Annotated in this window: 14 protein-coding genes; 9 read left to right on the top strand and 5 right to left on the bottom strand. The window is 68.5% G+C overall.

Features of this window, described 5'->3' with window-relative positions:
• The first annotated feature begins 128 nt into the window (after positions 1-128).
• From G6N49_RS23980 to G6N49_RS23970, 3 genes are all read left to right on the top strand, one after another.
• Positions 129-728 (top strand): rhodanese-like domain-containing protein, encoded by a 600-nt coding sequence (locus G6N49_RS23980; RefSeq protein ID WP_110807669.1) that lies wholly within the window; start codon positions 129-131, stop codon positions 726-728.
• The gene (locus G6N49_RS23975; protein ID WP_064875369.1) at positions 725-1600 is read left to right on the top strand and encodes a sulfite exporter TauE/SafE family protein; all 876 of its coding nucleotides are present in this window, start codon (positions 725-727) and stop codon (positions 1598-1600) included. Before G6N49_RS23980 ends, G6N49_RS23975 begins: the two co-directional genes overlap by 4 nt.
• Positions 1601-1662: 62 nt before the next feature.
• On the top strand, positions 1663-1932 hold the full coding sequence (locus G6N49_RS23970; RefSeq protein ID WP_064875371.1) for a metal-sensitive transcriptional regulator: 270 nt from the start codon (positions 1663-1665) through the stop codon (positions 1930-1932).
• A gap of 8 nt (positions 1933-1940) precedes the next feature.
• On the opposite strand, the gene G6N49_RS23965 is transcribed toward G6N49_RS23970, so the two are convergent.
• Positions 1941-2282 carry a DUF202 domain-containing protein gene (locus G6N49_RS23965; RefSeq protein WP_064875373.1) on the bottom strand — a complete coding sequence of 114 codons (342 nt, stop codon included), beginning with the start codon at positions 2280-2282 and terminating at the stop codon, positions 1941-1943.
• Position 2283: 1 nt separating this feature from the next.
• A complete protein-coding gene (locus G6N49_RS23960; RefSeq protein WP_011562689.1) occupies positions 2284-2637 on the bottom strand; it encodes a YidH family protein in 354 nt (117 codons plus the stop codon).
• Between the two features lie 139 nt (positions 2638-2776).
• Between G6N49_RS23960 and G6N49_RS23955 the strand changes: the two genes are divergently transcribed.
• A complete protein-coding gene (locus G6N49_RS23955) occupies positions 2777-3463 on the top strand; it encodes a hypothetical protein (RefSeq protein ID WP_179967789.1) in 687 nt (228 codons plus the stop codon).
• A gap of 12 nt (positions 3464-3475) precedes the next feature.
• On the opposite strand, the gene G6N49_RS23950 is transcribed toward G6N49_RS23955, so the two are convergent.
• Positions 3476-5569 (bottom strand): heavy metal translocating P-type ATPase, encoded by a 2094-nt coding sequence (locus G6N49_RS23950; protein WP_083044950.1) that lies wholly within the window; start codon positions 5567-5569, stop codon positions 3476-3478.
• Positions 5570-5749: 180 nt separating this feature from the next.
• On the opposite strand from G6N49_RS23950, the gene G6N49_RS23945 reads away from it, so the two are divergent.
• Complete coding sequence (locus G6N49_RS23945; protein ID WP_011562692.1) at positions 5750-6427, top strand: DUF305 domain-containing protein; 678 nt, start codon at positions 5750-5752, stop codon at positions 6425-6427.
• Between the two features lie 20 nt (positions 6428-6447).
• Positions 6448-7536, top strand: a complete 1089-nt coding sequence (locus G6N49_RS23940) for a YVTN family beta-propeller repeat protein (protein ID WP_011857563.1) — start codon at positions 6448-6450, stop codon at positions 7534-7536.
• Positions 7537-7539: 3 nt separating this feature from the next.
• Here G6N49_RS23940 and G6N49_RS23935 read toward each other — a convergent pair whose 3' ends face one another.
• Positions 7540-8397: an oxidoreductase gene (locus G6N49_RS23935; protein ID WP_011562694.1), complete on the bottom strand. Its 858-nt coding sequence runs from the start codon at positions 8395-8397 to the stop codon at positions 7540-7542.
• Positions 8398-8489: 92 nt separating this feature from the next.
• Here G6N49_RS23935 and G6N49_RS23930 point away from each other — a divergent pair, with 92 nt between their 5' ends.
• From G6N49_RS23930 to G6N49_RS23920, 3 genes are all read left to right on the top strand, one after another.
• Positions 8490-8918 (top strand): MarR family winged helix-turn-helix transcriptional regulator, encoded by a 429-nt coding sequence (locus G6N49_RS23930; protein WP_011562695.1) that lies wholly within the window; start codon positions 8490-8492, stop codon positions 8916-8918.
• Positions 8919-8982: 64 nt separating this feature from the next.
• Positions 8983-10014: a fused (3R)-hydroxyacyl-ACP dehydratase subunits HadA/HadB gene (locus G6N49_RS23925; protein ID WP_011562696.1), complete on the top strand. Its 1032-nt coding sequence runs from the start codon at positions 8983-8985 to the stop codon at positions 10012-10014.
• A complete protein-coding gene (locus tag G6N49_RS23920) occupies positions 9912-10952 on the top strand; it encodes a putative immunity protein (RefSeq protein ID WP_327180282.1) in 1041 nt (346 codons plus the stop codon). Before G6N49_RS23925 ends, G6N49_RS23920 begins: the two co-directional genes overlap by 103 nt.
• On the opposite strand, the gene G6N49_RS23915 is transcribed toward G6N49_RS23920, so the two are convergent.
• Entirely contained in the window at positions 10921-12063 is a 1143-nt protein-coding gene (locus tag G6N49_RS23915) for a glycoside hydrolase 5 family protein (protein WP_041310370.1), read from the bottom strand. The two genes, G6N49_RS23920 and G6N49_RS23915, sit on opposite strands and share 32 nt — an antisense overlap.
• Between the last annotated feature and the right edge of the window lie 73 nt (positions 12064-12136).

Raw genomic sequence — 12136 nt, 5'->3', positions numbered from 1 at the left:
GTCAAGTACCCTAGGGGGTATGAAAATTCCCACTTGCTGTTACCCCCGGGGGTATGTGTAACATGAGCCTCAGCATACCCCCCGCGGTATCGGTATCTCCGGGCCGCTCCGATGAAAGGACTTTTCGAATGACCGCACCCGTCACGATCGACTCGCACGACCTCAGTCAGATGCTCGGTTCGGCGACGCCACCCCGGGTCATCGATGTGCGCACCCCCGGCGAGTTCGAGACCGCACACATCGCCGGCGCCTACAACGTGCCGTTGGACCTGCTGCGCGAACACCGCGACGAGATCATCGAACATCTCGATGAGGACGTCGTCCTGGTCTGCCGGTCCGGTCAGCGCGCCACCCAGGCCGAGGAGACGCTGCGCCAGGCCGGACTCACCAACGTGCACATCCTCGACGGCGGCATCACCGCCTGGGAGGCAAAGGGTTTCGCGGTCAACCGCGGCGCCCAGCGCTGGGACCTCGAGCGCCAGGTCCGCCTGGTCGCGGGCTCGATCGTGCTGACCAGCATCCTGGGCAGCATCGCCGCGCCGAAACTCAAGTGGGTCGCCGGGGCCATCGGCGGCGGGCTGACCTTCGCCGCGGTGTCCAACACCTGCGCGATGGGCATGATGCTGTCCAAGCTGCCCTACAACCGTGGCGCCTCCTGCGACGCCCAGAGCATCGTGGCCCAGCTGGTGGATTCCGCGCCCGCGAAGAAGTCGGTGAGTCGATCATGATCGGGCTCACCATCGGACTGGCCGTCTTCGTCGGCATCGCACTGGGACTGCTCGGCGGCGGAGGTTCCATCCTGACCGTCCCGCTGTTGGCCTACGTGGCCGGAATGGACGCCAAACAGGCCATCGCCACCTCGCTGCTGGTCGTCGGCGTCACCAGTGCCATCGGCGCGATCTCGCACGCCCGGGCCGGCCGGGTGCAGTGGCGGACCGGTCTGATCTTCGGCGCTGCGGGTATGGCCGGCGCCTACGGGGGTGGGTTGCTGGCCCGCTTCATCCCGGGCACCGTGCTGCTCATCGGCTTCGCCGTGATGATGGTCGCCACCGCCGTGGCCATGCTGCGGGGCCGCAAGAACGTCGAGACGGCCGGGGGCGCCCACCGGCTACCCGTCCCGAAGATCATCGCCGAGGGCCTGGTCGTCGGCCTGGTCACCGGCCTGGTCGGCGCCGGTGGCGGATTCCTCGTGGTGCCCGCCCTCGCGCTGCTCGGCGGATTGCCGATGCCGATCGCGGTGGGCACGTCGCTGATCGTGATCGCGATGAAGTCGTTCGCCGGTCTGGGCGGATACCTGTCCAGTGTTCAGATCGACTGGTCGGTGGCGCTGGCGGTGACCGGCGCTGCGGTGGTGGGCGCACTCGTCGGGGCGCGGTTGACCGCGATGGTGAACCCCGATTCGCTGCGGAAGGCGTTCGGCTGGTTCGTGCTTGCCATGTCGTCGGTCATCCTCGGGCAGGAGATCCACCTGGGTGTCGGGATCGCCGGGGCCACGCTCACGGCCATCGCCGCGACGATGTCGGTGGCTTGTACCCGGTACGCCCACTGTCCGTTGCGCCGTCTCTCCGGCGTCTCGGCTTCCGGCGGGGCCGCCGCATGACCGCCGGAGGGAATACCCCGGCGGGTACCATCGCTGCACAGTTGGTCGAAAGGAGGTGCGCCATGGTCGGTGACGAGGACGCGATCGCCGCGGTGCTCAACAGGCTGCGCAGGGCGCAGGGTCAGCTCACCGGGGTGATCTCGATGATCGAGCAGGGCCGCGACTGCAAGGACGTCGTCACGCAGCTGGCTGCGGTCTCGCGGGCGTTGGACAAGGCTGGATTCAAGATCGTGGCCACCGGAATGCGCGAGTGCATGACCGGAGAGGCCGCCGACGGAAAAGAGCCGATGTCCGAAACCGAGTTGGAGAAGCTGTTCCTGGCCCTGGCCTGATCCGTCGGTCAGATCGAGAAGAGCAGCAGCACCACGACCACGGCCGTCGCGAAGCCGACGGTGGCTCCGCCGATCACCAGCACCTCCGCTCCCGGGGCGGAGGTGACCACCCGGCCCGCGATCACCGGGCTGTTCCGGATCTGACGCGTCCGCCGGTACCCGAGCGCGAGCACCAGCAGCGCGAGCAGGGCCGCGGTGATCGCCAACAGCATCCGCGCCGGCCCCAGGGGTCCGTGGTTGCGCAGCAGCACCAGCGCACCGCCCACGAGGAAGCCGAACGAGCTTCTCTCCCAGGACAACAGGGTGCGCTCGGCGGGCAGACCGGGTTTGGTGGGTGCGCGGCGCGGCATCTCACGGCCCGGTCGGAGGCCAGATGACCAGCACCACGAGAACCACCATGGTGATCAGGAAGATGGTCCCGCCGAGCAGCACCGGAACGCGGGTGGCCGGTAGGTCCTCGTCCCGGCGCATCGCGGCCTGCACGCGTTGCCAGCGCCGCACGGCCAACGCCGCCAGCACCCCACCCCCGGCGGTCAGCGCCACACTGAGGCCGTGCCGCACACCGGGTATCCCGAAAGACGGCACGAACTGCACCACCGCGATGCCACCGGCGATCAACGCCAGCGACGTCCGGATCCACGCCAGAAACGTCCGCTCGTTGGCCAGCGTGAAGCGGTAGTCCGGTTCCTGCTCACCGGCGCTCACCGGATCGAATCCCTCGGAGCACACATCGTTGCTCAGCGTACGTCGCACCGTCGGCGACGGATGACGGCCGAATATCGGTCGGGTTGAGATGTGATGTCACCCCGGGGGAAAACGGGCCGTGGCTGTCACCATCGAACGGATGTCACCCAGAGCAGCGACGAAGACGGACAGCAAGCTGGCGGCTCGACTTGCGGCGCTCGCCTCGCTGGGCGCTGCCGTCATCCACTTCGCCGTCGTACCCACCCACTGGCAGGAGTGGCCGGCGGCGGGGGTGTTCTTCGTCTCGATCGCCGTCTTCCAACTGATCTGGGCGTTCGCCGCACTGGGCCGGGCCACCACCGAAGTGCTCGTCGCCGGGGTTCTGCTCAATGTCGGAGCGGTCGCACTGTGGTTGGTGTCGAGAACCGCGGGAGCGCCGTTCGGCCCGCACGCCGGAATGCCCGAACGGGTGCAGGCCGCGGACCTCTGTGCGCTGCTGCTCCAGATCTATGTCGTGATGGGAGCCGGCTGGGTGCTCTACCGGGGCCACTTCGGTCAGCAGATCCCCGCGCTCGCGAACGCGCTGATCCTGCTCGGCGCCGTGGGCGTCGTCACGCTGGCGTCCACCGTGGGTGTGGCCTCGGGTCTTCGGCACGGTCACCACACGCCGGCAGGCGCGGAGGTCCCCCATCCGAGCGCGGAACACGCCGAGGCCCACAGCCATCACCGACCCGAGCCGCCGGCCGCTCCCCCGTCGGATACCGCACCGCTCGGGACCATCCCCCAGGCGCCGGCACCCGTCGACACGCCGCCGGCCCACGACGAGCACGGGGAACACGCCCACTAGCCGACTGCGGGTCTACCGGTCGAGAATTGCGCGGGTACTGGCCTCCGGTCTCAGGTCGATCCGGCGCAGCAGTTGTGCGTTGAGCGCCACGACCACCGTCGACAGCGACATCAGGATCGCCCCGACCGACATCGGCAGGACGAAACCGATCGGCGCCAGAACCCCGGCGGCCAGCGGCACGGCGATGAGGTTGTATCCCGCACCCCACCAGAGGTTCTGCTTCATCTTGCGATAGCTCGCCCGGGACAGCTCGATCACCGAGAGGACCGAACGAGGATCCGAGCTCGCCAGGATGACACCGGCCGACGCGATCGCGACGTCGGTGCCGGCGCCGATCGCGATCCCGACGTCGGCCTGTGCGAGCGCGGGGGCGTCATTGACCCCGTCGCCCACCATGGCGACCTTCCTGCCCTCGCGCTGCAGCCCGGATACCTTGGCGGCCTTGTCCTCCGGACGCACGCCTGCGAACACCCGGTCGATGCCGAGCTCATCGCCGACGGCATGGGCGACGGCTTCCGCGTCACCGGTGATCATGACCACCTCGATGCCCAGCTTGTGCAGCGCCTCGACGGCTTCGCGGGATTCGTGGCGCACCTCGTCGGCCAGGCGGAGGCCGCCGACCACGTCGCCGTCGCGGACGACGTGCAGGATGATCGCGCCCTCCTCCCGCCACGCCGCCGCGGTCCCGACTTCCTCTGCGCCGACCTCCTCGAGCAGGCGGGGACCCCCGATCCGGATCTCCCGTCCGTCGACGGTCGCGGTCACCCCGACAGCCGGAGCGGAGGAGAACCCGGTGGCGCGTGGCACGGTGAGGCCACGCTCCTCGGCGGCGCGCACGATCGCCCGCGCCAGGGGGTGCTCGCTGTCGCTCTCCGCCGCGGCCGCCAGCGCCAACACACCGTCGGCGCCGAGAGTGCCGACCGGTTCGATCGCAACGAGCGTCGGTTCGCCCTTGGTCAGGGTGCCGGTCTTGTCGAACAGCACGGCGTTGACGGTGCGCATACTCTCCAGCGACAGCCGGTCCTTGACCAGCACGCCGCCTCGGGCGGCCCGTTCGGTGGCGATGGACACGACCAGCGGGATCGCCAGACCCAGCGCATGTGGGCATGCGATGACCAGCACGGTGATCGCTCGCACGACCGACGCGTCGGGGCTGCCGGCCATCGTCCACACCACCGCCGTGACCGCCGCGGTGGCCAAGGCGAACCAGAACAGCCAGCCGGCCGCCCGGTCGGCGAGGCGCTGTGCTCGCGACGACGAGTTCTGCGCCTCGGTCACCAGACGCTGGATCCCGGCCAGGGTGGTGTCGTCGCCCGTGGCGGTGATCTCGACCCGCAGTCCGGAGTCGGTGGCTACGGTGCCGGCCGTAACGGCGTCGCCGACACCGCGGGCGATCGGTCTGGACTCTCCGGTCACCATTGACTCGTCCATGTCCGCGCGGCCGTCGACGATCCGGCCGTCCGCCGGGACGCTGCCACCCGGCCGTACGACCACCACGTCACCGACGCGCAGATCCGCCGGGGGCACGATGACGGTGCGGTCACCGTCGATCTTCTCGGCTTCGTCGGGGAGCAGCGCCGCAAGCGAATCCAATGCGGAGGTCGTCTGGGCCAGTGACCGCATCTCGACCCAGTGACCGAGCAGCATGATGACGATGAGCAACGCCAGCTCCCACCAGAACTCCAGTTCGTGGTGGAGCAGCCCGAGGGTGGCGCCCCAGGACGCGACGAACGCGACGGTGATGGCCAGGCCGATCAGCAACATCATTCCCGGTTTGCGAGAACGGATTTCGCTCCTCGCGCCGGTCAGGAAGGGCCGCCCGCCGACGGCGTACATCACCGTACCGAGGAGGGGTGCGATCCACCGGGCGCCCGGGAAGTCGGGGAGCCGATAGCCGATCAGCATCGCGAACATGGTCGAGAACGCGACGACGGGTATTGCGATGACCAGGTTGACCCAGAACAACCGCCGAAACTGCGCGACGTGATCACCGCCATGGCCGTCATGGCCGTGGGTGTCATGGCTGTGGGTGTCAGAGCCGGCGTGGTCGACCGGGCGGACACCCGCTGCCACAGGAGCGTCGCGATGACGGTGGGGGTCGGTCACGCTGTTCCTCGGGGCCGCGCTCTCGGTGATGACCCCGCCGAGTATGCGCGCCTGGCCGACCGGCGCCGGACCAGTCGGCGGTTTCTATACCGAATCTTCACAGGACCACCAGGCCCGCTCCACGTCACGCGGGAAGGCTTGGCCCGGTACCGAACGTCCGACGGTCGAAAGGGAAGCGTTGTGCACAGCAACAAGGTTCTGGTAGCAGGAGCCGCGGTGGCGCTGGTGACGGCGATCGCATCGTGTGGCAACTCCGGAAACGACGAGGCGGCGTCACCCGCGCCCGCACCCGTTCAGACGTCGAGCGCGGCTCCCGCGGCATCGCACAACCAGACCGACATGATGTTCTCGCGCCACATGATCCCGCACCACCAGCAGGCGATCGAGATGAGCGACATGGTCGCGGCCAAGGAGGGCATCGACTCGCGGGTCATCGACATGGCCAGGCAGATCAAGGCCGCGCAGGACCCGGAGATCAAGCAGATGCAGGGCTGGCTCGACCAGTGGGGCATGCCGGGGCCGAACGCTCCGGGCGGGGACATGGGACCACACCACGGTGGTACGTCGAGCGGTCCGATGATGCCCGGTATGGGCGGCATGCCCGGTATGGGCGGGATGGCCGGTATGGACGGGATGATGTCGCCGGCCGATATGGACGCACTCCGCAACGCCCAGGGCGTCGACGCGAGCCGGTTGTTCCTGACCCAGATGATCCGGCATCACGAGGGTGCGATCACCATGGCGCAGAACGAGATCGACAACGGCCAGTTCCCAGACACCGTCGCGTTGGCCAAGTCGATCGTGACCAGTCAAAAGAAGGAGATCGACACCATGAAGCAGATTCTGGACTCGCTGTAGCCCTCTGCCGGTGAGGCCAGATGAAACTCCGAACGGAAGCGCTGCTGTCCGCCCTACTGCTGGCAGTGGCGCTTGCGGGCTGCGCCGGCGGTGACCCCGAGACCGCCGGCCAGTCACCGCCGCGCCCGACTCCGCCCCCGCGGTCGGCCGGAGTGACCGGATCGTTGTGGGTTGCCGATGAGGGCGGGAACAGCCTGACGGTGCTCGATACGACCGCCGATTCCGTGGCGACCACCCTGACCGGCATTCAGGCGCCGCACAACGTCCAGGTCGGTCGGGACGCCGCCGTGGTCTACGCGACCAGCGCCGGGACCGACACGGTCGTGGCCATCGACGCCGATACCTACACCGTCGCCGCGACCGCCGAGACCGGCTCCCATCCGGCGCATGTGATCGAGGCGCCCAACGGCAAGGTCTATGTGGCCGACTCCGAAGCCGGCACCGTGTCGGTGTTCCAGGGTCAGGACCTGCGGTCGCTGGGCCGCATCGAGGTGGGCGGGATGCCGCACGGGCTACGCGCGGCACCCGACGGTTCGGTGATCGTCGTCGCCAATCACATGACCGGCGCACTGGATGTGATCGACGCCCGGACCGACCAGAAGACGTTCTCGGTGCCGGTCGGTGAGGGACCCGCCCAGGTTGCGGTCAGCGCGGACGGGCGGCACGCCTACACCGGGGTCACAGATCCGGCGTCGGTGGTCAAAGTCGACCTCGACAGCCGAACGGTGGTCGGCAGGGTCGCGGTGTCTGCGGCACCGGTGCAGGTGTACCTCAGCCCCGACGACGCGATGGTGGTATCCGCCGACCAGGGCAGCCCGGACGCCCCCGGGCATGCCGCCTCGCTGATCGACACCCGCACGATGTCGGTGCGCGCCACCGTCGAGACCGGGGCAGGCCCGCACGGGGTGGTGATCGATTCCAGCGGTCGCCGCGCGTGGGTGACCAACAGTTACGACGACAGCGTGTCGGTCATCGATCTGGCCGGCGAGAGGGTGTCCACGACGATCCCGGTGGGTAAGGGGCCCAACGGCATCAGCTACTCGCCTCGCCCGCCCGCGGCCGGTGCATCCGACATTGCCCTGAATCTCACCGCACCAGCACACGGGTGACCTCTAGATCGCCACTTCCGCAGGCAGGTCGATGTCGGCGACGGCCAGGTTCTCCTCGAGATGGGCGACCGACGACGTACCGGGGATCAGCAGCACATTCGGGGCCACGTTCAGCGTCCACGCCAGGGCGACCTGTGCCGGAGTCCGGCCCAGCTGCTCCGCGACGCGTTTGATGGTCGGGTTACCGAGGACGGGGTTGTCCGCGACGAACCCCGAACCCAGCGGGAAGAACGGCACGAACGCGATGTTCCGTTCGACGCACAGGTCAAGTACCGGCTGGGAGGTGCGGTCGGCGAGGTTGAACGCGTTCTGCACGCAGGCGATCTCGGTGCGTTCGAGCGCGATCTCCAGATGCTCGCGGGAGATGCTGCTCAGCCCGATCCCGACGATCAGACCTTCGTCGCGCGCGGCGATCATCGCGTCGAGTTGCCGTTCGAACAGGTTTCGGTCGACCTGGGCGGGACCGCCGATGTCATCACCGAACACCCGCAGGTTCACCGCGGCGAGCCGGTCCACCCCGAGGGTGCGCAGGTTCGCCTCGATGTCGCGGCGCAGATCGTCGGGCTCCTGGGCGGGTAGCCAGTTGGCCTGGTCGTCGCGTCTGCCGCCGACCTTGCTGACCAGGGCCAGGCTTTCGGGGTACGGGTGCAGCGCCTCCCGGATGAGTTCGTTGGCGACGTTCGGACCGTAGAACTGCGCGGTGTCGATGTGATCGACACCGAGTTCGACGGCGCGCCGCAGCACGGCGATGGCCTGATCGTGGTCGCGTGGCGGCCCGAACACTCCGGGTCCGGGCAGTTGCATGGCGCCGAATCCGACTCGCCGGACGGTGTACGGACCGAGGGGGAACGTCGTGGACATCAGGGCATCGGCCTTTCCTTAGGTATCTAACTATCTGTCATCAAACTATACGAGGGCTGATATTCTGGTCAACCGTTCTGAGGAGTTCTCTGGTGGATGACCAGCAGGTCGCGGCGCAACTCGCCGATGCGTTCGGCCGCGCCGCCAAATCGGTTGTCCGCGCCTTCGACGAGCGGCTCGGCGACCATGGCGTCTCGACACCCCGTTCCAAACTCCTCGCCGAGATCGAGCGTCTGCAGCCGGTCCGGTCCGCGGATGCGGCGCGCGCGGTGGGCATCACCCAGGCGACCGCCTCCACGCTCGTCGATGCCCTTGTGCGCGAGGGGCTGGTGGTCCGTGCGCCCGATGAGAACGACCGTCGCGCAGTGCGTTTGACGACGACGGCGGAGGGCCGCGAACAAGCGCGGGCCTGGCGCGAGCTGTACACCGAGGCCGCGCACGAGATGTTCGCCGGATTCAGCGACGACGAGAAGAAGTTGCTCACCGAACTGCTGAACAAGCTCGGCGACGCCCTGGCATGACGCGCCGGTTAATGTGCTGGGGTCGCCGTCCGCGACGTGCCGATAGAAGAGTTGAGTGAATTTCATGACCGCAGCACCAGAAGCGTCGCCGCTCGAAGCCCGGGTCGGCCACTACTACCAGATGGATGACACCTATCTGGTCGGCCGCGAGAAGGTCCGCGAATACGCCCGTGCCGTGCAGGACTATCACCCGGCGCACTGGGACGTCGCCGCCGCCGCCGACCTGGGATATTCGGGTCTGGTGGCGCCACTGACGTTCACGTCGGCCCCGGGCATGTCCTGCAACCGCCGCATGTTCGAGCAGATCGTCGTCGGCTACGACACCTACCTGCAGACCGAGGAGGTCTTCGAGCAGCACCGCCCGATCGTGGCCGGGGACGAACTCCGGGTCGACGTCGAGTTGACGTCGGTGCGCAGGATCGCCGGCCGGGACATGATCACGGTCACCAACACCTTCACCGACACGGCCGGCGAACGGGTGCACACCCTGCACACCACGGTGGTCGGCGTCACCGCCGAGGACCTCAATCCCGAGGTGAAGACGGCCGTGCAGAACGCGATGATGCACGACGTGGACTTCTCCGGCGTCGGCAGCCTCGACGGCCACTACGAGAAGACCGTCCGTCCGGAGGGCGACGTGCGCATCGCCGACGGCGGCCTGACACGCACACCCGGGACGCCGTCCTTCGACGACGTGAAGGTCGGCGACGAGTTGCCGGTGCGCCACACCCGGCTGTCCCGCGGTGACCTCGTCAACTATGCCGGCGTGGCCGGTGACGCCAACCCGATCCACTGGGACGAGGACATCGCCAAACTGGCCGGACTGCCCGACGTGATCGCCCACGGCATGCTCACCATGGGTCTGGGCGCCGGATTCGCCTCCGCATGGACGGGTGACCCCGGTGCGGTCACCCGCTACGCGGTGCGGCTGTCCGCGCCCGCGATCGTGCCGGCCAAGGAGGGCGCCGACATCGAGTTCAGCGGGCGCATCAAATCGCTGGACCCGGCGACGCGCTCCGGCGTCATCGTGGTCGCGGCGAAGTCGCAGGGCAAGAAGATCTTCGGCCTGGCGACGATGAACGTCCGCTTCCGCTGAACACCGTCGACGCGCTCCGGCCCGTCGCCCTGTGGGCGGCGGACTGTGCGGCGCGTGCGCTTCCCCTCTACGAGGCGGCGGCGCCGGGCGATCACCGGCCGCGCGAGGCCGTCGACGCCGCGAGGAGTTTCGGTCACGGCGCACGACGCGACCAGCGGATGCGAACCCTGGCCTTCGGCGCGCTGGCAGCAGCCCGCGAGACCGACGACCGCTCTGCGGCGTCCGCGGCCCGCGCCGCACAGATGGCGGTGGCGGTGGCTTATACGCACCTCGATCTGAACGGTGTCGCCGCGGCCAGACAGACCAAGCACCTGCTGGCGCCCGCGGTCCATGCCGCACAAGCGCGGGAGTTCAGCACCAGCGAGCCGGACGCGGCAGATACCGAATTGATCTGGGCTGCAGAGCATTCGAATGCCGACGTCCGGCGTGCCGTACGGGCGATGCCCGTACCGGATACCGGGCGCAGCCGACTGGGACAGCTCTATCGGACGCTGGACGCCGCGCTGCGGCGCCGGTCAGGTCGCCGCGTGTCCGTCGACACGCTCGGCGCCTGGGTCATCAAGTGCAACCCGGCCAGAACCGCGATCGAACCCATGGTCGCCGCCGGTGAGACCAAGCCGCACTGGTGCGTCGCCGACAACTACCGGTCACGCCTCATCGCGCCCGGCCAGCGGGTCCTCTTCTGGGTTTCGGCGCACCCCCTGCGGGGCTTCTGGGGCGCCGGCCGGATCACCGGCGAACTGCTGGTCGACGACGGCACACTGCAGGTGCCGGTACACATCCCGCTGTTCGCCGAACCGGTGACGGCGGCCGGGGTGTCGTCGGTCCCGCAGCTGCGCTCGCTGGAGGTGTTGCGCTCACCCCAGCAGTCCAACCCGTCGTGGGTGAGCGTGGCGGAACTGGCGCTCATCGAGCCGATGCTGCCGCTCCGGTGGTGAGCTTCTGGATCACGCGGATCTCGTCCTCGTCGTAGGGCCGGCCATCCGGGTGCAGGAGATCGCTGAACCAGGGATCGGGAGGCTCGGTGTAGGGCTTCTTCCACGAATCCCACGGCAGGTACGTCTGCGTCCGCCCAGCGACGAAACCCCAGTTGTAGGCACCGACGTTGCGCCGCTTGGCAACCGGGAGGATTCCCTCCACCGTGCTGCCCATCCCCCGCGCCAGATACTCGGTGCACAGGATCGGACGTCCCAGCGGGGCGAGTTCGTCGATACGGGCCTCGAACTCGTCCGGATCGCCGTAGCTGTGGAATGTGATGACGTCCGAATGCTCGAGTTGCAGACCGCAGATCGTGCTGCGGCTACCCGGATCCCGCCAGTGTCCCTGCCAGACACCGCTGGTCACCGGCTGTACCGGATTCATGGCGCGGGTCCACTGGAAGACGTGCGGGAGGAACGCGGCGACCAGTTCCTGTTTGTCCTCGCGTTCCACCTTGCGGTAGTCGCGCGCCGGGTTGTCCGGCTCGTTCCACACGTCCCAGCCGAGTACGCGAGGATCGTTGCGGAACAGGCCGACCACGCCGGTGACGTAGCTCTGCAGGACGCGGGTGTAGCCCGGATCCTGCAGCCGGGCGGCACCCGGACTCTGCACCCAGCCGGAGTTGTGCACTCCGGCGATCGGCGCCCGCTGACGGCCCGGCTTCGGCATCGGATCCCAACAGGAGTCGAACAGGACGAAGAGCGGTTTGATCTGATGGCGCGCCGCGATGCCGACGAACTGCGTAAGCCGCTGACTGAAGCCGGCCCGGTCGGTGGCCCACAACAGATCGTGCAGGAACACCCGGACCGTGTTGAACCCGACCTGCTGCGCCAGCCGGAGTTCGGCGTCGATGCGACGGGGGTCGTAGGTGCCCGCCTGGAACATCTCGATCTGGTTCGCGGCGGTCGAGGTGACGTAGTTGGCGCCGACCAACCAGCCCTGCGCCGCGTACCAAGCGTTGGCGCGGTCAGCCGACCATCGACTCGCCTCGGCGGCGGCCCGAGGTAGTTCGGCCAGTGCCGCGGCGGCTGCCAGATACAGCGGGAGCTTGAGGGCCGTTCGCCGGTGCACCTCGTGACCATAGTGTGCGCGGCCGAACCGTCGGCGCGCATGTTTCATCCCGCAACACAACAGGTTTTGAATC

Origin of the sequence: Mycolicibacterium monacense, assembly GCF_010731575.1 — a bacterium.
GTDB classification, from domain to species: domain Bacteria; phylum Actinomycetota; class Actinomycetes; order Mycobacteriales; family Mycobacteriaceae; genus Mycobacterium; species Mycobacterium monacense.
The sequence above is the reverse complement of the archived record's forward strand: the minus strand, read 5'-3'. Positions and strand labels throughout refer to the sequence as shown.

Coding starts and splice junctions, on each gene's coding strand:
- G6N49_RS23980 (WP_110807669.1), top strand. CDS start 129: ATGACCGCACCCGTCACGATCGACTCGCACGACCTCAGTCAGATGCTC.
- G6N49_RS23975 (WP_064875369.1), top strand. CDS start 725: ATGATCGGGCTCACCATCGGACTGGCCGTCTTCGTCGGCATCGCACTG.
- G6N49_RS23970 (WP_064875371.1), top strand. CDS start 1,663: ATGGTCGGTGACGAGGACGCGATCGCCGCGGTGCTCAACAGGCTGCGC.
- G6N49_RS23965 (WP_064875373.1), bottom strand. CDS start 2,282: ATGCCGCGCCGCGCACCCACCAAACCCGGTCTGCCCGCCGAGCGCACC.
- G6N49_RS23955 (WP_179967789.1), top strand. CDS start 2,777: ATGTCACCCAGAGCAGCGACGAAGACGGACAGCAAGCTGGCGGCTCGA.
- G6N49_RS23940 (WP_011857563.1), top strand. CDS start 6,448: ATGAAACTCCGAACGGAAGCGCTGCTGTCCGCCCTACTGCTGGCAGTG.
- G6N49_RS23935 (WP_011562694.1), bottom strand. CDS start 8,397: ATGTCCACGACGTTCCCCCTCGGTCCGTACACCGTCCGGCGAGTCGGA.
- G6N49_RS23925 (WP_011562696.1), top strand. CDS start 8,983: ATGACCGCAGCACCAGAAGCGTCGCCGCTCGAAGCCCGGGTCGGCCAC.